This is a genomic window from Amycolatopsis sp. M39 (assembly GCF_001651785.1).
In the GTDB taxonomy this organism is placed as follows: Bacteria; Actinomycetota; Actinomycetes; order Mycobacteriales; family Pseudonocardiaceae; genus Amycolatopsis; species Amycolatopsis rubida.
In genome coordinates this window covers 103,365-123,685 of the sequence record NZ_LWSF01000034.1, presented here as the reverse complement: position 1 = coordinate 123,685, position 20,321 = coordinate 103,365, and the positions used below count along the sequence as shown (strand labels likewise).

19 protein-coding genes are annotated in these 20,321 nt (G+C 71.3%); 10 read left to right on the top strand and 9 right to left on the bottom strand.

Translation table 11 applies throughout. The features are described 5' to 3' along the window. The coding region (locus A4R44_RS47015; RefSeq protein WP_198545653.1) for a peptide-methionine (S)-S-oxide reductase at positions 1-79 on the bottom strand (79 nt) is incomplete at its 3' end. Positions 80-157: 78 nt separating this feature from the next. Next, positions 158-1,063, bottom strand: coding sequence for a LysR family transcriptional regulator (locus tag A4R44_RS41435; RefSeq protein WP_067593944.1), 906 nt, complete (start codon positions 1,061-1,063; stop codon positions 158-160). Positions 1,064-1,170: 107 nt separating this feature from the next. On the opposite strand from A4R44_RS41435, the gene A4R44_RS41430 reads away from it, so the two are divergent. Beyond that, positions 1,171-2,394 (top strand): MFS transporter, encoded by a 1,224-nt coding sequence (locus A4R44_RS41430; RefSeq protein ID WP_067593941.1) that lies wholly within the window; start codon positions 1,171-1,173, stop codon positions 2,392-2,394. 96 nt (positions 2,395-2,490) lie between these two features. Here the strand turns inward: A4R44_RS41430 and A4R44_RS41425 are convergent, their stop codons facing one another. Together A4R44_RS41425 and A4R44_RS41420 are read right to left on the bottom strand one after the other, a co-directional pair. Continuing rightward, positions 2,491-3,297, bottom strand: a complete 807-nt coding sequence (locus A4R44_RS41425; RefSeq protein ID WP_067593938.1) for an ABC transporter ATP-binding protein — start codon at positions 3,295-3,297, stop codon at positions 2,491-2,493. After that, positions 3,294-3,965 carry a FadR/GntR family transcriptional regulator gene (locus A4R44_RS41420; RefSeq protein ID WP_067593935.1) on the bottom strand — a complete coding sequence of 224 codons (672 nt, stop codon included), beginning with the start codon at positions 3,963-3,965 and terminating at the stop codon, positions 3,294-3,296. Before A4R44_RS41420 ends, A4R44_RS41425 begins: the two co-directional genes overlap by 4 nt. A 187-nt stretch (positions 3,966-4,152) precedes the next feature. Between A4R44_RS41420 and A4R44_RS41415 the strand changes: the two genes are divergently transcribed. After that, complete coding sequence (locus A4R44_RS41415) at positions 4,153-5,598, top strand: choice-of-anchor A family protein (RefSeq protein ID WP_067593932.1); 1,446 nt, start codon at positions 4,153-4,155, stop codon at positions 5,596-5,598. A 145-nt stretch (positions 5,599-5,743) separates the two neighbouring features. Here the strand turns inward: A4R44_RS41415 and A4R44_RS41410 are convergent, their stop codons facing one another. After that, on the bottom strand, positions 5,744-6,946 hold the full coding sequence (locus A4R44_RS41410) for an NAD(P)/FAD-dependent oxidoreductase (RefSeq protein WP_067593929.1): 1,203 nt from the start codon (positions 6,944-6,946) through the stop codon (positions 5,744-5,746). A 386-nt stretch (positions 6,947-7,332) separates the two neighbouring features. Between A4R44_RS41410 and A4R44_RS48650 the strand changes: the two genes are divergently transcribed. After that, positions 7,333-7,527: a hypothetical protein gene (locus tag A4R44_RS48650; RefSeq protein WP_067593927.1), complete on the top strand. Its 195-nt coding sequence runs from the start codon at positions 7,333-7,335 to the stop codon at positions 7,525-7,527. On the opposite strand, the gene A4R44_RS41400 is transcribed toward A4R44_RS48650, so the two are convergent. The 3 genes from A4R44_RS41400 to A4R44_RS41390 are packed head-to-tail and all read right to left on the bottom strand — an operon-like array spanning position 7,524 to position 11,498. Next, positions 7,524-9,626, bottom strand: coding sequence for an iron ABC transporter permease (locus tag A4R44_RS41400; protein WP_067593924.1), 2,103 nt, complete (start codon positions 9,624-9,626; stop codon positions 7,524-7,526). The genes A4R44_RS48650 and A4R44_RS41400 overlap by 4 nt on opposite strands. A 4-nt stretch (positions 9,627-9,630) precedes the next feature. Continuing rightward, positions 9,631-10,638, bottom strand: coding sequence for an iron-siderophore ABC transporter substrate-binding protein (locus tag A4R44_RS41395; protein WP_198545651.1), 1,008 nt, complete (start codon positions 10,636-10,638; stop codon positions 9,631-9,633). A 29-nt stretch (positions 10,639-10,667) separates the two neighbouring features. Beyond that, positions 10,668-11,498 carry an ABC transporter ATP-binding protein gene (locus tag A4R44_RS41390; protein ID WP_067593921.1) on the bottom strand — a complete coding sequence of 277 codons (831 nt, stop codon included), beginning with the start codon at positions 11,496-11,498 and terminating at the stop codon, positions 10,668-10,670. 188 nt (positions 11,499-11,686) lie between these two features. Here A4R44_RS41390 and A4R44_RS41385 point away from each other — a divergent pair, with 188 nt between their 5' ends. After that, positions 11,687-13,039 carry an aminotransferase class I/II-fold pyridoxal phosphate-dependent enzyme gene (locus A4R44_RS41385; protein WP_093577330.1) on the top strand — a complete coding sequence of 451 codons (1,353 nt, stop codon included), beginning with the start codon at positions 11,687-11,689 and terminating at the stop codon, positions 13,037-13,039. Between the two features lie 83 nt (positions 13,040-13,122). On the opposite strand, the gene A4R44_RS41380 is transcribed toward A4R44_RS41385, so the two are convergent. Continuing rightward, positions 13,123-14,358, bottom strand: a complete 1,236-nt coding sequence (locus tag A4R44_RS41380) for an FAD-binding protein (RefSeq protein ID WP_093577331.1) — start codon at positions 14,356-14,358, stop codon at positions 13,123-13,125. Between the two features lie 63 nt (positions 14,359-14,421). Here A4R44_RS41380 and A4R44_RS41375 point away from each other — a divergent pair, with 63 nt between their 5' ends. From A4R44_RS41375 to A4R44_RS41350, 6 genes are all read left to right on the top strand, one after another. After that, positions 14,422-15,273, top strand: coding sequence for an NAD(+)/NADH kinase (locus A4R44_RS41375; RefSeq protein ID WP_067593916.1), 852 nt, complete (start codon positions 14,422-14,424; stop codon positions 15,271-15,273). 149 nt (positions 15,274-15,422) lie between these two features. Then, on the top strand, positions 15,423-16,079 hold the full coding sequence (locus A4R44_RS41370; protein ID WP_067593913.1) for a lipase chaperone: 657 nt from the start codon (positions 15,423-15,425) through the stop codon (positions 16,077-16,079). A 109-nt stretch (positions 16,080-16,188) separates the two neighbouring features. Further along, positions 16,189-17,502 carry a M14 family zinc carboxypeptidase gene (locus tag A4R44_RS41365; protein ID WP_067593910.1) on the top strand — a complete coding sequence of 438 codons (1,314 nt, stop codon included), beginning with the start codon at positions 16,189-16,191 and terminating at the stop codon, positions 17,500-17,502. A gap of 66 nt (positions 17,503-17,568) precedes the next feature. Further along, positions 17,569-18,117 carry a hypothetical protein gene (locus tag A4R44_RS41360; RefSeq protein WP_067593907.1) on the top strand — a complete coding sequence of 183 codons (549 nt, stop codon included), beginning with the start codon at positions 17,569-17,571 and terminating at the stop codon, positions 18,115-18,117. A gap of 141 nt (positions 18,118-18,258) precedes the next feature. After that, positions 18,259-19,617 carry an MFS transporter gene (locus A4R44_RS41355; protein ID WP_067593905.1) on the top strand — a complete coding sequence of 453 codons (1,359 nt, stop codon included), beginning with the start codon at positions 18,259-18,261 and terminating at the stop codon, positions 19,615-19,617. Next, positions 19,614-20,072, top strand: a complete 459-nt coding sequence (locus A4R44_RS41350) for a MarR family winged helix-turn-helix transcriptional regulator (RefSeq protein WP_067593902.1) — start codon at positions 19,614-19,616, stop codon at positions 20,070-20,072. Before A4R44_RS41355 ends, A4R44_RS41350 begins: the two co-directional genes overlap by 4 nt. Positions 20,073-20,321: the final 249 nt, after the last annotated feature.

The window sequence follows — 20,321 nt, the reverse complement described above, 5'->3', positions numbered from 1 at the left end:
CGGTCACGCCGGGCTGGTGGCGGAACAGCTCCTCCATGCCCCAGAAACACCCGCCGGCCAGAATCGCTTTTTCCGTCATTTCCTTCTCTCCCGTCGGGAATCCGTGTCCAGGATGACGCTGCGGAGCCGGTCGCTATTCCGGTCGCCGGGGGCCCGGTCAGAACTCCGTAATATCTTCCTCCGCCGCGGCCGAGACGAACAGTTCCAGCAGCGTCCGCAGGGCCTGCGAGGGCGGGCGCTTCGCGGAGACGACGACGGTGAGCGGCCAGGTCAGGGACGTTTCGGCGACGGGGATCGCCACGACGCCGGGGATGCCCAGACGCGCCGTGCCGGGCAGGACCGCGACGCCGAGGCCGGCGGCGACGTAACGCGGCACCGTCCGCAGGTCGGCGACCTCGGCGGCCACCCGGCGCGAGAGCCCGCGCGCCGCGAACTCCCGGTCGACGGCCAGCCGGTTCCCGAAGCCGCGCGGACAGTCGACGAACAGCTCGCCGTCCAGTTCCGGGAGCCGGACCGACTCGTGCCCGGCGAGCGGATGGCTGTCCGGCAGCACCGCGTAGTACGGCACGCTGGCCAGCTGCGTCGCGTCGAGGCCGCCCAGCTCTGCCCGGGAGAGGCCGAGCAACGCGACGTCGAGCCGGCCGTGGCGGATGTCCTCGGCGAGACCGGACGAACCGGTCAGGGACACCGTCAGATGCAGGTCGACCAGCGGGTGCCTGCGGTGGAACGCGCCGAGCAGCACCGGCAGGTCGAACGCGTTCATGCTGGTCAGCGTGCCGATCCGGAGACTCCCGCGCAGACCGGCGGACGCCTGCTGCACCACCTCGCGGGCCCGCTCCACCGATTCCAGCGCCGCTTTCGCCTCGGGCAGCAACAGTGCGCCCGCGGTGGACAGCGCGACCCGGCGGGTAGACCGGTCGAACAGCGTCGCGCCGAGGTCGGTCTCCAGCGCGCGGATCGTCGCCGAGACCGTGGACTGCGTGGCGAACAGCCGCTGGGCCGCCCGCGTGAAGCTCAGCTCCTCGGCGACTGCCACGAAGTACTCCAGCTGCCGCGTCTCCATGCCCGGATTATCGCGGATCCCGATAACTGTGACCAACACTTTTCGTTGGACTTGATGAGTGCGGCGGGGGATCGTTCCAGGGGCAGGTTCCCGTTTGGAAGGTCGACATGGTCACCACAGCTCCGCCCGCTCTCACCGCCCCGGCCGGATGGCGCGTCAGCCACGGCTGGGGATTCCGGGTCATCGCTTTCGCGTTCGCCGCGTGCCTCGCGTTCTCCACCGTGCCCACCCCGCTGTACGCGATTTACCAGCAGCGGGACGGGTTTCCGACGTTCCTGGTCACCGTCGTCTTCGCGGCGTACGCAGTCGGCGTGATGGCCAGCCTCTACCTCGCCGGGCACGTCAGCGACTGGCTCGGCCGCCGTCGCGTGATCCTCGCTTCGACGCTCGCCGAGGCCCTGTCGGCGGTTCTGTTCCTGCTCTGGCCGGAGGTCCCGGGCCTGCTGATCGCGCGGTTCGTGTGCGGCGTGGGCATCGGCGCGCTGACGGCCACCGCCACCGCGCACCTGTCGGAGCTGCGGGCCGTGACCCGGCCGGACCAGGACCTCGGCCGCTCCGGCTTGATCGCCACCGTGGTGAACATGGGCGGGCTCGGACTCGGCCCGGTGGTCGGCGGGGTCTTCGCGCAGTACATCGACAGCCCGCTGACCAGCACGTTCGTCGTGTTCCTGGTGGTGTTGCTGGTGGCGGCGCTCGCGGTGTGCCTGGTGCCGGAGACCGTCGAACGGCGCGAGGAGCGTCCGGCGTACCGGCCGCAGCGGGTGTCGCTGCCCGCCGGGGCGCGGCCGGCGTTCGTCGGCGCGGCGATCGGGGTGTTCGCCGCGTTCGCGATCACCGGGCTGTTCATGTCGCTCGCGCCGACCCTGCTCGCCGAAGGACTGCACGAGCACAGCCGGATGCTCGCCGGGGTCACCGCGGGCTCGATGCTGGGCGCGGCGGCGGTGGCGCAGGTGGTCTTCGCGTCGATGGCGTCTCGGTCGCAGCTGCGGCTGGGGTTCGTGCTGATGCCAATCGGGCTGGCGGTGCTTTCGGTGGCCGCGTTGCTGCCTTCGCTGGCCCTGTTCCTGGCCGGTTCGGTGATCGCCGGGAGCGGGATGGGGCTCGGCTTCCGCGCCGCGGTCGGGACGGTGGCGGCGCTGGCCGATCCGCTGTCCCGGGGCGAGGTGCTGGCGGGGATCTTCCTGGCGGCGTACGCCGGGCTGGTGGTGCCGGTGCTGCTGGTCGGCATGACGCTGCTGTGGGTGCCCAGCCCGCTCGCCCTGGTCGGCTTTTCGGCGGCGGAGCTGGTGCTGCTGGGGTTCTCGGCCTGGCGGGTGCTGCGGACCGCTTGACGGTCCATGGCCGCCGGAAGTCCGCGAAGGGCTCCTTGAGGGAACCAGATTCCCGCAAGGAGCCTTTCACCGGACAGCAGCCGGCCGCGGCTCGCGTCAGGCGACCTCGGTGGAGCGGGTCCGGGCAGCGCGGGCGCTCCACCGCCCGTCGTGGCGGTCCACGCGGATCGGGTGGCCGAACGCCCGGCTGATGCTCGCCGTCGTCACCGCCTGGTCGATCGGTCCTGACGAAACCTCCGAACCGTTCGCGATCAGCAGCGCGTGCGTCGTCGTCTCCGGCAGCTCCTCCAGGTGGTGGGTGACCACGATGGAGGCGAGCCGGGGATGGGTCCTGGTCAGCAGGTCGATTGTTTCGAGCAGCTGCTCGCGGGCCGCGACGTCCAGGCCGGTGGACGGTTCGTCGAGCAGCAGCAGCCGGGGGTCGCTGATCAGCGCGCGGGCGATCAGGGCGCGGCCGCGTTCGCCCTGGGAGAGCGTCGGCCAGCGTTCGCCTGCCTTGCCGGCCAGGCCGAGCAGATCGACGAGTTCGTCGGCCTGCGCGAGGTGCGCCGGGGTGGGCTGCCAGCGCGGCGGCGTGTCGATGCTCCCGGTGACGCCGGTCAGCACGACCTCCCGGACGGTGAGCGGCGAACGCAGCGGATGCCGCGGGTCGACGTGCCCGATGCTGCGGCGCAGCGCCTGCAGTTCGACCCGGCCGAGCCGTCCGCCGAGGACGTCGACGGTGCCGGTGGTCGGATGCGTGACCGCCCCGCAGAAACCGAGGATCGTGCTTTTCCCGGCTCCGTTCGGGCCGAGCAGCGCCCAGTGTTGCCCTGCTCGCACGGTCAGGTTCACACCGTGCAGGATTTCCTTGCCCTGCCTGCGGAACACGACGTCGGTCAGCTGCAGCACGACCTCGCTCACGAAAGTGCCTCCTTCAAGGCGGTCAGGTGCGCCCGGCTCAGTTCCGCGGCGGCGGACGCGTCTTTGTCCGCGATCGCCTCGACGAGCGCCAGGTGCGCGGCTTGGTCTTCCTCGGGGGCGGTGATCGGCCGGGCGCGCAGCAGGTCCGTCATCGCGCGGTGGACGCGCGGGACGAAACTGCCGAACAATTCGATCAGCACGTCGTTGTGCGCGGCGACGAGCACCGTGCGGTGGAACGCGGTGTCGGTGTCCACCAGGACTTCGACGTCCGGGTCGCCGATCGCGCGGGCGGCGAGCGCGCGCCGGATCGCGCGCAGGTCGGTCGGCGTCCGGCGGTGCGCGGCGAGGGCGGCGGCTTCCGCTTCGATGGCGATGCGCGCTTCGAGCACCGCGCCGATGGCGGCGCGGCGCAGCACCGCGTCCCACTCCTCGGCGACGTCCAGCGCGGTCACGAAAACCCCGGAGCCCTGGCGGGAATCCAGTACGCCTTTGCCCGCCAATTCGCGGATCGCTTCGCGCAGCGTCGAACGGCCGACGCCCAGTTGCGCGGCCAAGGTCGTTTCCCCGGGCAATTTGCGGCCGAGCGGCCATTCGCCGGCGCGGATGCGTCCCAGAAGGACTTCGGCGGCCTGCGCGGCGAGCGGGTGCCGGTGCACGAGAGGGGGCATCGGGGGGCTATCTGGTCGGGCCGGGCCACAGGAGCGAGGCTACTGCGGGACATTCTTCCGGCGGGGTGTCGAGTGTGGAGCGTCACTAGTCTACTTGTCTGAGAAGTAGTTGATTTTCTGACCCGTTCGGGTGGGTTACGGTGTTTCGATTGCCGGATTTCGCCCGCGCCGGGTGAGGATCGGCCGCATGCGTGCCAGGAAAATGGCCGTCGCGGGCGGAGCAATCGCCGCGGCGGTGTGTGCGGTGGCGTTCGTGGCCGGTCCGGGCGCGAGCGCCGCTCCGTTGCCCGGGGGCTTGGGTCCGTGCGCCGGCGACGCCTGCCCCGGCAAGTACCCGCCGGTCGGCAACGGCCCGTTCGCGGGACGGGACAACGGCATCAACGTCTTCGCCGGCGGCGACTTCCTCGTGCGCGAAGGCGCGGCCGAGGCCGAGGGCCGCGTCGTCGTGCTCGGCGGGTTCGACATGGCGAAGCGGGCCGGAGCGTCCGCGATCTACAACGTCGGCATCGCGGGCGTCGGCTCGCGCGTGCCCCCGCCGGACGGCGGCGATTTCCTCACCACCGGCAAGAACGTCACCGTCGCGCCGAACCAGCGGCTGCTCGCCGAAGGCGGCGTCGTGCGCTACGGCGGCACCGTCACCGGGACCGTGACCGGCACGCTGAAGCAGGACCCGAACGCGGCCGACCCGTACCAGCAGCTCCGGCCGCAGCTGCAGGAAGCCAGCACCTGCTACAGCAAGTCCGCGGCGACCGGGACGGCGAAGAACGAGGGCTATCGCACGCTGTTCACCGGCGACGGGAAGTCCGCGCTGCAGGTGTTCACCGTCGACTTCGACCTCACCGGCCCCGGCGGCGGCATGCAGGGCCTGGAATTCGCCGGCATCCCGGCGGGCGCGACCGTCCTGGTGAACCTCGTCGGCGGCAACCGGGTGATCAACACCTACACCGGCGACCTCGCCGACCAGGACCCGATCAACCGCCTGCGCGAGAAGCTGCTGTGGAACTTCCCGGACGCGTCGAAGGTGAAGATCGCCGGGCAGGCGCAGTTCCAGGGCAGCGTGCTGGTCGGCGACCCGTCCAGCGACACGACGGTCACCGCGTCGGGCACCAACGGCCGGTTCTTCACCGCGGGCAACCTGCTGCACACGTCCGAGGGCGCGGCGGGCGGGCAGGAGTTCCACGCCTACCCCTTCGATGGGGATCTGCCGGACTGCACCGCCCCGACGACGACGTCCACGGCGCCGACCAGCATGACGTCGACGTCGACCAGTTCCAGCACCACCAGCTCCAGCACCACGACGTCGACCACGACGACTGAGCCGACGAGCACCACGTCGTCCAGCAGTTCGACGACGCCGAGCGGTCCTTCGGAGACGTCCTCTTCGACCGCGCCGACGTCGTCCTCGGCCAGCAGCACAAGCCCGGCGTCGTCCGGTTCGTCGTCTTCGGAGGCCCCGGCCCCGATCACGAGCGACAACTCCGGCGGCGTCGCCCCCGGAACCGGCCCGTCCGGCCAGGGCCCGCTCGCGTCGACCGGCGCGGACATCCGCGGCTACCTGATCGGCGGCGGCGCGTTGCTGCTCATCGGCGGCGCGCTGGTGGCGGCAGTGGCGGTGCGCCGCAAGCGCTCCTGACGAAAGCCCTTCACGGACCGCCAGCCCGCGGCGGCAACCCTAGGCCGGGAGAAATCCTGGCGGCGGGGCGGTCCGTGAGGGGAACCCTGACGGAATCAGATTCCGTGAGGGTTCCCCTCACGGCGTTCGGTGGCGGGGAGGGGAGTTAGCGGGCGGCGGGGGTGCGTGCGGCGCGGTACTCGGCAGCCTGGGCCTCGTAGGCGCGGAGTTCTTCTTCCCGATCCGGCACGTCCTGCGGGGTACCGTCCGGCTGGTCGGCGAAGAAACCGCGCAGCGCCGCGTTCGCGTCGGCGGCCAGGTGGCCGGTGCGGGCGAACATCGCTGTCTCGTAGCGGGTCAACGCGGCTTCGACGCTTGGCTCCTCGTGCAGCGCGTGCGCCAGTTCCGCGCCGTCGAGCAGTGCCAGGTTCGCGCCGTGCCCGCCGAACGGGGCCATCGCGTGCGCGGCGTCGCCGAGGACGGTGATGCCGGGGACGCGTTTCCAGGTCAGGGGAGCGGGCAGTGCGGTGAACGCGCGCGCCACGTAGTCGCCGTCGTTGTCGGTAAGCAGCGGACGCACTGCCTCGCCCCAACCGCGGAACTCGCGCAGCAAGAATTCCCGTACCGAGGCGCGGTCGGTCAGGTCGACGCTTTCCCGTGCGGCCCAGTCCTCTTCGGCGCGGAAAGCCACGTAGCCGCGGATCACCCCGTTGCTGTTGCGCTGCACGATCACCGCCCGGCCGGCGCCGTCGGTGGTGAACAGCTGTCCGTTGCCGGTCAAGGCCGCGATCTCCGGGTGCCGGGTTTCGACGTCGTCGAACCGGACGTCCAAAAAGGACACGCCGAGGTATTCCGGCATCGCGTCGGTGAGTCGGCGGCGCACCTTCGACCAGGCGCCGTCCGCGCCGAGCACGAGGTCGGCGTCCACTGTGGATCCGTTGGCGAAGTGCAAGCGGTGGACGCCGTTTTCGGTCGTCAGGCCGGTGAGTTTGTGTCCCCAGTGGACGGTGCTTGGCGCGAGCCGTTCGTACAGCATCGTGCGCAACTGGCCGCGGTCGATTTCCGGGGCCGCGGTGTCGTCGTCGGCGGGGATGAACTCCTTCAGCAGGGTGCCGTGGTGGTCGCGTCTGGTCATGGCTTGGCCTTCGGCGCGGGCCAGCGCGCGGAAGGCGGGCAACAGCCCAGCGTCCTCCAGGGCGATCTGCCCGCTGTCGGCGTGCAGGTCGAGCGTGCCGCCGGGATCTCGTGAGTCCACGGCGGTGTCGGCGTCGTACACGGTCGCGGCGATGCCGTGGCCGTGCAGGACGTGCGCGGCGAGCAGCCCGCCCGGGCCGCCGCCGACGATGGCGATGCGCGGTGTCTCGTTCATGGTCTTCCCCTCTCGTGCCGGTGTGGTCTGCCGCCCAGCATAAGTGGAACCATGCAAAAAGTGCAACCGTACAACTTAGTGAGTCATTGCACTTTGACTGGACGCTTCGCCTCCAGCCCGGCGAGCACGATGCCGAGTGCGTAGCCGAAGCTGTCCTCGACAGTGCTCCCGGCCGTCTGCCGTTCCCGCAAACCCTGCGCCATCAGCGGAAACGGGATGCTTTCGATGGTCGCCTTCCGCGAACGCGGCGCAATACCCGGGCGCAGTCGGCGCTGCTCGCGCCGGGGCCGCACGTCGACGCGCTACGCGAGGTTGTCGCGGAGCGGTACGAATTCCCTTACCCCGACGAAGAACCAGCCAGGCTGCACAGTCCGGACCGATCCCTTGTGGACGATGACGGCCGGACCACACTCGCACCGGACGCGGTGTGCTCGATCCGGAGAGCCGCGATCTGGCCGCAAACGGGTCGAAGCGGTGCCAGCGGCCACTGCCGGATCATCCTGCTGCGCCCGGACGGCGTCATCGCGTGGGCCGGAGGCGAAGCCGAGTTGAAGGTCGCACTCGACACCTGGTTCGGCTAGGCGTTCGCGCGGCTCCGCCACAGCAGCCAGCCGAAGTACGGCGCCCCGATCAGCGCGGTCACCAGGCCCGCCGCGATCTGGGTCGGGGCGAGGACGGTGCGTCCCAGCGTGTCCGCGACGCACACCAGCACCGCTCCCAGCGCGGCCGCCACCGGCAGCGAGCGCGAGTGGCGGGAACCCACCAAAGCGCGCGCGGCGTGCGGGGCCACGAGCCCGACGAATCCCAGCGCGCCCACCGCGCACGCGGCCGCGGCGGTGAGTACCGCGGCGAGGGCGGCGAAGGCGAGGCGAGACCGGTCCAGCGGGACGCCGAGCACCCGCGGCACGTCCTCGTCCAGCGAGACCAGGTCGAGCGTCCGCGCGCTGGACAGGGCGATCGGCAGGGCGATGACCAGGCACAACAGCACCGGCAGGACCTGGCTGAACTCCCGGCCGTAGGTCGATCCGGCGAGCCAGGTGAGCGCGAGATGCGCGTTCCACGGCGAGGTCGCCACCACGACGAGCGTCGTGATCGCCTGCGCGCCCGCGCTGACGCCGATGCCGACCAGCACGAGCCGGTCCGACGACAGCGCGCGGCCGCTCGATCCGCGACCGGTGGCGAGCCAGTGCACGAGGGCGAACGTCGCGAACGCGGCGACGGTCGCCGCTCCCATCATCGGCCAGATCCCGATGCCCGGCACCAGAAGCACGACGCTGATCGCGCCGACGCTCGCGCCGGGCGTCACGCCGAGCAGGCTCGGTTCGGCCAGCGGGTTGCGGCAGATCGCCTGTACCAGCGCGCCCGCGACGGCCAGCGCGGCCCCGCCGAGCAGTGCGGCGAGCATCCTCGGCCAGCGCAGGTCGAGCGCGAACGACACCTCGGTGCCCGACACCCCGCGCAGCCAGTTCAGCACGTCGCCGAGCAGCACGATCCGGTCGCCCAGCAGGAGTGCGCCGATCACCGCGGCGACGAGGCCGACCGCCAGCACGACACCGGTCCCGGCCACCCAGCGGCGAGACCGGACGGTGCCGTGCGTGCCGCGCGCGGACGGTGTTCCAGACGGTTGCCGTCGCGCCAGCCAGACCAGCACGGTCGCGCCGGCGAGAGTCGTCACGACGCCGGTCGGCACCGAAACCGCTTTGTCCGCGGGGACGAGAGCGCGCAGCAGGACGTCGGCGGCCACGACGACCAGCGCCCCGGTCAGTCCGGAGAGCGGCAGCAGCAGCGGATGTTTGCCGAGCCCGGGCACCCGGCTGGCCAGCAGCCGCGCGATCACCGGCGCGCACAAGCCGACGAACCCGATCGGTCCGGCCACGGTCACCGCGACCGCCGAAAGCAGCACCGCCACGACGACGGCGAAGGTGCGGGTGCGGCGGACGTCGATGCCCAGCACGCGCGCGTGGTCGTCGCCGAGACCGAGCACGTCGAGCCGGTGTGCGAGCAGGAGGGTGGCGACGATGCCGACCGCGATCACCGGGGCGGCAAGGGAAACCTGCCGCAGTCCGGATTGGACAGTCGTGCCGCTGCCCCAGCCGAACAGGCCCGCGGTCCGCTCCTGGAACAACATCAGCAGCACCGACGTGAGCGCGGTCAGCGCCAGCGCGATCGCGGACCCGGCGAGCACGAGCCGGGCCGCGCCGCCGCTGCTGCTGCGCGCGACGAGCAACACCAGCCCGGCCGCCGCGAGACCGCCGGCGAAGGCGACGATTCCGTTGACGTAGAAGGGAAGCGAGATCCCGAACGCCGCGACGCCGACCACCGAGACGTACGCGCCGGCGTTGACCGCGAGCGTGTCCGGCGAGGTGAGCGGGTTCCGAGCCACCGACTGCAGCACGCAGCCCGCGAACCCGAGCGCCAGCCCCACGAGCAGCGCCGCGGCCAGCCGGGGGATCCGGCTGGCCACGAGCACTGCCACCGCCTGGCCGCGCGCGTCGTCGTCCGTGCCGGGGAAAACGGCGCGCAGGAGTTCACCGAGCCCGACGTGCGACGTGCCTTGCAGCAGGTGCACAGCGGACAGGACGAGCAGCGCGACGATCCCGGTCACGAAGACGGCCGGCGCCGTGAGCCGCGGCTTGCCCGCGGCGAGCGGCCGGGCGGACGCGGGGGCTGGTGCGGTCATCGGATCAGCGCGTCAGCGCGCCGGTGAGCGCGTCCACGTAGGCGATCGCCGACTTCGGGCCGCCGAACATCCAGATGCCGTCCGGGATCCGGTGCAGCTTCGCGGCCTTGACGAACGGCAGCTGCTTCCACACCGCGTTGCCCGCGAGATCCTGGGTGAAGACGTCGGCTTCGGAGTCGTTGGCGGCGTAGACGAACGACGTGGCCGGATCGGTGATCTTGGTCAGGCCTTCGACATCGGTGGGCGCGAGGCCGTAGACCTTGTCGCCCTCGCCGGTCCACTGGTTGGCGGTGCCGAGCTGGTCGGCGATGCTGCCGAGGAACGAGCCCTTCGTGTACATCCGGACGGTGACCGTGCCGGAGGTCGAGTAGCCGTCGGCCATGACGAACTTGGCCCCGGACTTGCCCGCGTCGGCCAGCTTCTTCTTGCCCTCGGCGACCTTGGCGTCGAATTCGGCCAGCAGCGTGCGGCCCTGTTCCTGCGTTCCGGTCGCCTCGGACAGGATGGTCACGGTCTTGCGCAGGTAGCCGATCGGGTCGGTCGAATCGGAGCCGCGCAGGGTGAGCACCTTCGTCCGCTTCGAGAGCTGCGCGATCACGTTCTCCGGCAGGTCGGTGGTGGTGACCACGAGATCCGGGTGCAGCGCGGCGATCGCGTCGAGGCTCGGCTCGCCGCGGGTGCCGACGTCCGGAGTGGACGCGGCGAGCGGCATCGCCTTGTCGTAGGTGTTGTAGCCCTTGACGTCCGCCGCGCCGATCGGCTTGACGCCCAGCGCCAGCAGGTTCTCGGTGAGGCCCCATTCCAGCGACACGATCTTGGCGGCCGGACCCGGGAGGTCGACCTTGCCGCGCTCGTCGGTCAACTGGACCGGGCCGGCCGGCTTCGCGGCGGCGGCCTGGTCCCCGGCGGCGGGGGCTTCGGTGGTGCCGCACGCGGCGAGGGCGAACGTGGCGAGCACGGCCGCCGCGGTTTTGCGGAACGGCCTGCGGGCAGGACGGGACACACTGGACACGGGGGTTTTCCTTTGTACTAGGGGACGGGTCAAGCTGAGCGGACCGGCCGCGGCCGGGAGGTGTGCCGTCCGACCGGGCGCGTGCGGACGTGCCCCTCGTCGTCGACGTGGACGTCGATGCGCAGGCCGTAGACGTCGCTGAGCGCCTCGGCGGTCAGCACGTCGGCCGGGCGGCCGGTGGCGCGGACGGAACCGCGGCACAGCAGCACCACCTCGTCGGCGACGGCGGCGGCCTGGTCGAGGTCGTGCAGCACGACGCCGACCGCGACGCCGTGCTCGTCGGCGAGGTCGCGGACGAGGTCCAGCGTTTCGATCTGGTAGCGCAGGTCGAGGAAGGTGGTCGGCTCGTCGAGCAGGACGACGCCGGTGTCCTGGGCGAAGCAGGTGGCCAGCCAGACCCGCTGGAGCTCGCCGCCGGACAGTTCGTCCACCGGGCGCTCGGCCATTCCGTCGACGCCGGTGTGCCGCATCGCGCGCTCCACCAGTTCGGGTCCCTCGGGATCGCCGGAGCCGAAGCGGCCGCGGTAAGGATGGCGGCCGTAGGACACGACGTCGCGCACGCGCACGCCGCCGGGCGTGGGGCGCGACTGGGTCAGCAGCGTGACGTGGCGGGCGAACTCCTTGGGGGACAAGGCGAGCGCGTCCTGCCCGGCCAGCCTGACCTCGCCCGCGGTGAGCGGATGCAGCCGGGCGAGCGAGCGCAGCAGCGTCGACTTGCCGGAGCCGTTGGGACCGACCAGGACGGTGACCGCGCCCGCGCGCAGGACGATCCCGGCGTCCTGGACCACCGGTTTCGCGCCGTAGCCGAGCGCGAGCCCGGTGCCGGCGAGCGCCGGTGCTTCCGGCCAGGGTTGACTCATGAAGGGTAGCCTAACCTGATCGAGTGAAATTCCGAAGCCGGACACTGCGGCGGTGTCGGACGTCACGGGCGTTTTGTACCGGGCGGGCCCGCCAGGATGTGAAACGCCTTTGCCGCGTGCCGTTGCCGCTCTAGCTTCTGATCGGGTCAGAGGTTTTCGGATTTCCGGGTGACGAGGGGAGCCGGTGCGTGGCCACGGGCGAACTCGCGACGACGACGCTGCCGGTCGGGGCAGGCTGGCTCGGGTCCCGCATCGGCGAGCGCACGGCGCGGGGCGTGGCCGGGACGGTGTCCGGCCTGATCCGCGACGGGGAGGTGCCGCCGGGCACGCGGCTGCCCACCGTGCGGGCGCTGGCCGCGGAGCTTTCGGTCAGTCCCACGACGATCGCCGAAGCGTGGTCGCAGCTGCGCGCGGCCGGGTTGATCGGCACGGGACGGCGGCGCGGCACGATAGTGCTGGAACCTCCGTCGAGCCCGCCGCCGGAACGCGCGTTTTCCGGCTGGCAGACCGTCGACCTGGAACACGGCCTCCCGGATCCTGGACTGCTGCCGCCGCTGGAGGACGCCGTCGCGGCGGGAGTCCACATGGAACGGTTCGGCGGTCCGGTCAAGAACTCGATCACCCCGCAGTTGCGCGCCGCGGTGAAGCCGGCGTGGCCGTTCGCCGCCGAATCGTGGACCGTCGCGGCCGGCGGGCAGGACGGGATGGCGCTGGCCTGCCAGGCAGTCGCGCGGCCGGGCGACGTGATCGCGCTGGAAGCGCCGACGACGCCGTGGCTGCGCGAATTGCTGCGCCGGTCGCGGATCCATGCGGTGCCGGTGCGGTGCGACGAGAACGGTCCGTTGCCGTCCTCGCTGGCCGCGGCGTTGGAACATCGGCCGGTGGCGTTCGTCTACCAGCCGCGTGCTCAGTCGCCGCTCGGGCATTCGGTTCCGGCGGAGCGGCTCGCGGAACTCGCCGCCGTACTGTCCGAAGAGGACGTCGCGGTGATCGAGGACGACGATTTCGGGCCGTTGGCCTCGGCTCCTTCGCTGAGCCTTGGCGCCCGCCTGCCCGGCCGGGTGTTGCTGGTGCGGTCGTACTGCACCGCGTTCGGGCTGGAACTGCGCAGTTGCGTGATCGGCGGTTCGGCGGTGCTGGTGGAACGGGTGCGGCAGCAGCGCGGGCCGGGGTCGGTGTGGTCGAGCCGGATTCTTCAGGACGCGCAGGCGTTTCTGCTGACCGATCCCGGCAGCGCGGAGTTGCTGAACCGGGCGCGGCATCGGTACGCGCATCGGCGGACGGCTTTGACCGAAGCGTTGCGGGAGCACGGGATTTCGGTGCGGGCCCGGGACGGGTTGACGTTGTGGGTGCCGGTTCCGGAGGAGTCGCGGACGGTGATGACGCTGGCGGCCAATGGGGTTTCCGCCGGGTCGGGGACGCGTGCGGGCAATCCGGGGACGCCGCACATCCGCGTGGCGACTGGGCAGCTGCCCGACGATCCGGCTTTGGTGGCGGACCTGGCCCGGATGATCGCCCGGGCCGCCCGCCGGGGGTCGTGAGGTGCCTATGCCGGTTCTAACCGGCATAGGCACCTCACGACCCCCGGCTTCGCGCACCCTTGCCACCGACTATCCACTGTGCACTAACGGAGCAAGTGCCGGTCCAGGAACGGATTCCGGAACTTCCCGGCCGGATCCAGCTCCGCCGCCACATCCCGGAACTGCCGCACCCCTTGATGATCCAGATCCAGCGCCGCACCGTGGAACAGCTTTCCCCAATGGGCGCGAACGCCGAAGGGGCTGAGCTTCTCCTCGATCAGCGGCAGCACCGCCTCCACTTCCGGCTGCCGCTGCTGCCAGGTGAAATGCATCGCCACCCGGTCGCCGTCGTAGGCTGGGCTCAGCCAGTGGCCGTCGCCGGCGACGGTGCGGATTTCCGACACCACCAGCAGCGGCGCGATCCGGTCGCCGATGCCGCGCACCGCCTCGAACGCCGCGACCGCGTGCGCACGCGGCACGAAGTACTCGCTCTGCAATTCCGTTCCGACGCTCGGCGCGAATTCCAGGCGGAAATGCGGCAGCCGGTCGTACCACGGTCCGGGAACTCCGCCTTGCGCGGTGGTGTTTTCCGCCGAGATGCCCGCTGCGTGGGCGGGGTGGCGCGGACCGTCGGCGGGAAGCGCGCCGAACAGGGCATCGGGGATTTCCGCCGGGACGCGGTTTTTGAGCAGGACTTGGTCGACCACGTCTCGTGCCCAGTTCGTGAACAGGCTGACGCTGTAGCCCGCGGCTTGGATTTCGTCGAAGTGCTCCAACGCGGCGGACCACGGGAGGGCGTCGAAAACGTCTTGGCGGACCGAGAAAGCCGGCTCCAGATCGAGGCTGAGCCGGGTGAGAACGCCGAGCGCGCCGACGTTCACCACCACTGCGGGGAACTCGGCGTCGGAGCGCGAGAACGTGCGCAGGGAGCCGTCAGCGGTGAGGAGTTCGACTTCGGACACTGCCGAGGCGAGGCCGGGAAGTCGCTGTCCGGAGCCGTGGGTGCCGGTCGCGACGCTGCCGGCGACGGTGATGTGGGGGAGTGACGCCAGGTTGGCCAGCGCGTACCCGGCTTCGTGCACTTGCGCGACCACGTCGCCGTAGCGGGTCGCGCCGCCGACGGTGAGCGTCGCGCCGGTGATCTCCGGGGCGATCCCGACGGCGGAGAGATCGAGTTGGAGGCCGTCCGGGCTGTCGGCGACCGTGGTGAAGCTGTGCCGGCTGCCGAGCGCCTTGATCCGGGCTGAGCCGGCGACGAGCTCTCGCGCTTCGGCCAGGGTGCGCGGGGCGACGACCTCGCGTGCGCGGTAGGTGAGATTGCCAGCCCAGTTTTCGATCACGAGCGCCGAGCCTAACCGGCTCCGGCGCGGCAGACTGGGGACAGGCCGACCGAGGAGAACCCCATGCATTCCGCTGGACTCGTCCTGCACCCGCGCCGCGATGCGAAAGCCGCGGTCGACGCGGTGCTGGACTGGGCCGCCGAGCGCGGGATCGAGATCCTCGGCATCGCGGACGAGGTCGCCAGGGTCGACTGTTCGGCGACCGCCGTCCAGCCCGCCGAACTGGGCAAACGGTCGGATCTGGTGGTCAGCCTCGGCGGCGACGGCACCATGCTGCGCGCGATGCGGCTCGCCGACGGGCAGCACGCGCCGGTGCTCGGCGTCAACCTGGGGAAGCTCGGCTTCCTCGCCGAGGTCGACGTGCCGGACCTGCCGCTCGCGCTGTCCGCGATCGACCGCGAGGAGTTCACCGTCGAGCCGCGGCTGGCGGTGGACGCGCGGTTCGGCGGCCGGGTCGAGACCGCGTTCAACGACGTCGCGGTGGTGCGCGTGCCGGGCGACGGNNTGGTCGCGGTGCTGGTGAACGGCGAGCAGTTCGTGAGCTACGCCGCCGACGCGGTAGTGGTCGCGACGCCGACCGGCTCCACCGCGTACAGCTTCTCCGCCGGAGGGCCGATCACGAGCCCGGCGGTGGAAGCGCTGCTGGTCACGCCCGCCGCGCCGCATTCGGCGTACAGCCGCGGCGTCGTGCTGTCGGTGCACGACACCGTGACACTGGAGGTGCTGCCGTCGAGCGGGCGGCTCGCGGTGGAGGTCGACGGACAGGTGGCGGGATACGTCGGGCCCGGCGAAACGATCGACCTGCACGCCCGGCCGAACGCGGCCCGGGTGGTCCGGCTCGGCATGACGACGTTTTACCAGCGTGCCCGGCGCAAGCTGCGGCTCACCGATTCGGCGGAGATTCCGCTGTCCTGAGCAGGCCGCGCGTTCGGCGGGTAATCGTGCGCTGACCTGCGGTGATCCCGTTCGCGCTGTGCCCGCCGTCACTTGCCGGTGACATTGCCGTGTCCAGTTCGTAATGTCGTGGCGGCTTTGCGACCCGAACGAGGAGACGGTGGTGCGAGGTGTCCGGTAGACATCGGGACGGATCGAAGTCGTGGCGGCTGCCGGCCGCGGCGGGCGCGCTGGCCGCGGGCGCCCTGGCGGTGCCGGTGTGGCTGGCCGCCAGTTCGGCCGAACCGGAGCAGTTCCCGGCCGCGGCCGCGGAGATGCACGCGTTCAGCGCGCCGCGGCCGTCGAGCAGCGTTCCCTCCACTGCCTCGATGCCGCCGGCGAGGTCTTCCAGCGCTGCCCCGGCGACGCCCTCGTCTTCTTCGCCGACCAGCGAAACGACCCCTCGTGCTTCGGAAACTCCGGCGGCGAAAGCGTGTTCGTCCACTTTGGCCGGAACGCGGCCCGCGGTGGCCCGGGCGGGCAATTTCCTCAAGGAGAAGTTTTCGGTGGACACGGTCGGCGGCCGGGCCGGACGGTCGGGCGCGAGCGACCATCCGGCCGGTCTCGCGCTGGACTTCATGGTCGATCCGAAGACCGGAAACGCTTTGGCCGCTTATGTTCTCGCGCATCAGGACGAGCTCGGCGCGAAGTACGTGATCTGGCAGCAGCGCTACAACGACGGCAGCGGCTGGTCGGCGATGGAGGACCGCGGCGGCGAGACCGCGAACCACTACGACCACGTCCATGTTTCGTTCGAGCGCGGCGCGAAGGTTTCGCTCACCTGCTGACACCCGACTTTCGAAGGTGGGCCGGATTCGTCCCGAAGAGCACACTGTGCGCTGCCGAGTGGTCACCGTCCGCACGTGGTGGCCTTCCTTCGCTGCGTGAGGAGCTCCGATGGCGGGCAGGTTCTCGATCCGGCTCACCCTCAGCGCCGTCGGAGTGCTGGTCGCACTCGGCGGCACCACGACCGCCGCGGCCGCCGCGGTGCCGGACGATCCGGTTTCGTGGCGCGTGCCCGCTACGCCCGCCGAGGCGGCTTCCTTGGCTCGCGCCGGGTTCGACGTCGCGGGGACCAGCCAGGGCGTGGCCTATGTCATCGGGGACCAGTCGGTCGCCGGGCAATTGCGGAACCGCGGCTACGCACCGGAATTCTTCGACACCGTCTACAAAGGAGTGCCGCAACGCGCCGCGGGCGACACCTTCTACGGCGGCTACCGCACTGTCGCGGCACAGGAAGCGCACCTGGCGAAAGTCGCGGCGGCGCATCCGGATCTGGCGACCGAGTACACGATCGGCCAGTCGTGGCGGAAGACCCAGGGCAAGGGCGGCCACGACATCAAGGCGATCTGCCTGACCAGGAAACAGGACGGCGACTGCACGCTGTCCACGAAGTCCCCGAAGCCGAAATTCGCGCTGATGGCGCAGATCCACGCCAGGGAGATTTCCACCGGCGAACTCGCCTGGCGCTGGATCGACTACCTCGCCGACGGGTACGGCGGCGACGCCACCGCGACGTCCATTTTGGACACCACCGAGGTGTGGGTGGTGCCGATCTCGAACCCGGACGGCGTCGACATCGTCGCTTCCGGCGGGAATTCGCCGAAACTGCAGCGCAAGAACGCGAACACCAGCCGGGGCAATTGCGGGGGGACGAACATCGGCATCGACCTGAACCGCAACTCGACCTTCCGCTGGGGCGCGGACTCGAACTCGCCGTGCGCGGAGACCTACCAAGGCGTGAGTGCCGGATCGGAACCCGAGGTGCAGGCGCTGGAGAAGCTCTTCCGCGCGATCTACCCGCAGCAGCGCGGCAGCGGCGACAACGACCCGGCTCCCGACACCGCGCGCGGCACGATGATCACGTTGCACAGCTACGGGAACGACATCATCGTCCCGTGGGGCTTCACCTCGGACCCCGCGCCGAACGACGCCGCCTTGCGCAAGCTCGGTGCGAAGTTCAGCGACTCGAACGGGTATTTGGTCGGGACCAACGCGGAAACCGTGGGCTACTCGACCAGCGGCACGACGGACGATTTCACCTACGGTGCGCTGGGAGTCGCCAGCTACACGTTCGAGGTCGGCGGGCAGAGCGGCAGCTGCGGCGGGTTCCTGCCGCGGTATTCGTGCGTGGACAGCACGTTCTGGCCGAAGAACAAGGGCGCGTTGATCACGGCGGCGCAGTCGGCGGCGGCTCCGTATCGGCAGTGAGGCGCGGTTGAGCGAGCGCGGTGCACCCAGGCAGGGGACGCCTGGGTGCGCCGTAGCGTGTCCGGAGTGGACTACCTGCGGTGGCGCGACGACATGCGCCGGGCGATCGACGGCTATCTGCCCCGTATTCAGGCCATCTTCGCCCGTTTTGGCCAGCTTGAGCCGGACACGGTGACGGACGAGGCCGATCCGGTCGCGCTGCGGAAAGCCCGGGAGGCCGATCCGCCGCTGCCGCCGTCGCTGCTTGAGCTGTACGCGTCCATCAGGGAAGCCAGCTTCGAGCACCTGCACAACGCTTACTTCATCCACTCCCTCGACTGGGTGCTGGACAGCCTGCATCGTTCCGGCATTCCCGCCTGGGCGCCCGAGGTCACCGCCGAGCGGCTCGCCGTCTTCGCCTCGGACGGCGGCGGACGCACGTTCGCGGTCGGGTACCGCAGCGGGACCGTCTTCCGGCTTCCCGTCGGCGGCGTGGTGGACCAGGTCTACGAGGGTTCGATCGACGCCATCGGCCCCGGCGGGATCGCGAAGGACATCCCGGACTTCCTGGACCGGCTGCTGCGCATCGCGGAAGCCTTCAGCGACGAGGACTACCAGGAACACCTGATCATGTGAGGTGTCGTCACCTTCAGTTACCTCGTCGCTCGATCTACCTCACCCCACCGCTCAGGTAAATGTCACCATCCCGGGGCTGTCATATGTACGTACATCCCGTATTGTAGTTCTGTAGCAGAACTAATCAAGCGGGAGGCGGCAGTGACGATCGGCCTGGAGCGGCCTCGGCCGGCGGTGGTGCGGGACCATCCGAACGCCGGGTGGTTCGCGGTCGGCGCGGTGTGTTTCGGGGCGTTCATGGGGCAGCTCGACGCCAGCATCGTCACGCTCGCCTTCCCCGCGCTGCAGCACGAATACGGGGCTCCGCTGGCCGCCGTCCAGTGGGTGTCGCTGGCGTATCTGCTCGCGCTGGTGGGCTTGCTGGCCGCGGTCGGGCGGGTGGCCGACGCGGTCGGGCGGAAGCTCACTTACGTGCAGGGGTTCGGCGTCTTCACTCTCGCGTCGGTCGCGTGCGGGCTCGCGCCGACGCTTGGCTGGCTGGTCGCGTTCCGGGTCGTGCAGGCGATCGGGGCGGCGATGCTGCAGGCCAACAGCGTCGCGCTGGTGGTGCGCAGCGTGCGCGAGGACCGGGCGCGCGCCGCGCTCGGGGTGCAGGCGGCGGCGCAGGCGCTGGGGCTCGCGCTCGGGCCCGCGGTGGGCGGGCTGCTGGTCGACACGGTCGGCTGGCGGTGGGTTTTCCTCGTCAACGCGCCGGTCGGGCTGGCCGGGCTGATCGCCGGGCGCTACCTGCTGCCGCGTACTCGCGAGCGCACTCCGCTGGGCCGGTTCGACGGGGCCGGGGTCGGGCTGCTGGCGACCGCGTCGACGGCGTTGCTGCTGGTGATTTCCGGGGTGTCCGGCCTGGAGCTGCCGGGGTGGCTGCTCATCGCGCTGGCCGGGGCGACGGTTTGCGCGGCGATCGGGTTCGTGCTGCGCGAAAAGGCGGCGAGCAGCCCGATCCTGCAGCTGTCGGTGCTGCGGCCGCCGGTGGTTTCGCTGGGGCTGGCCGGGGCGCTCTGCGGATACCTGGTGCTGTTCGGGCCGTTGACGTTGCTGCCGCAGGTGCTCGGGACGGCGGGCGGAACCGGTGCGGTGCTGACGTGTCTTCCCGCCGGGTTCGCGGTGGCGGCGGTGCTGGCCGACCGGGTGCTGCCGGCGCGGCTCGGTTCCCGCGGACGCACCGTGCTGGGCGCGCTCGTCGCGGCGGCCGGGTGCGCGGCGCTGGGGCCGGCGTCCGCTCCTTGGGAGGTGGGCGTGTCGCTGGTCGCGGCCGGGCTGGGTCTGGGAGTGTTCATTCCGGCCAACAACTCGGCTGTCATGAGCGCGATCCCGGCGCGGATGTCGGCCACCGGAGGAGGACTGGTGAACATGGCGCGCGGACTGGGGACGGCGCTCGGCGTGGCGCTGGTGACACTGTGCCTGCACACCGGCGGGGAAACGGCCGCGCTCGCGGTGCTGGCCGGGGCGGGCGTCCTGGCCGCGGCGACCGGGCTGGCGGCACGCCCGGAGCGGGCCCGGTGACCGCGCCCGAACCCGCCCTCGCCGACGTCGTCGCCCGGCTCCGGCGAGCCATGCGGCGGGCCGCGCGCACTGCCGATCCGGAAAACACGCTGTCGGTCGCGCAGCTGGAATTGCTGTCTTGCCTGTTCGAGAACCCCGGTGCGCGGCCGAGCCGGATCGCGCAATTGCTGAAGCTCGCGCCGAATTCGGTGACGACGATGGTGACGGGGCTGCGTTCGCGGGACCTCGTCACCCGCACCAGCGGCGGGGACGACCGGCGCACGGTGGCGCTGGAACTCACTGACACCGGGCGCGCCGCGGTGGAGCGGTGGCAGGGGCACAACGCCGCGATCCTGGCCGCGGCGCTGGACGGGGTGCATCCGGCGTGGCGCCATCTGATCGCGGCCGCCGTGCCCGCGTTGAACGAGCTGGTGGGGGCGATCGACGCGTTGGCGGAGTCGGGCCAGTCGCACTGAACCGGCGGGTTTCCGCTGGGGCGGGCGTCGGTGGCGGTTGATTGTTGTGGATCGGCGGGTTTCCGCTGGGGCGGGTGTCGGGGGTGTCGGTGGCGGTTGATCGTTGTGAACCGGCGGGGTTCCGCTGGGGCGAGCGTTGGGCGAGTCGGTGGCGGTTGATTGTTGTGGATCGGCGGGTTTCCGCTGGGGCGGGTGTCGGGCGAGTCGGTGGCGGTCGATCGCGCTGGATCGGCGGGGTTCAGCCAGGCC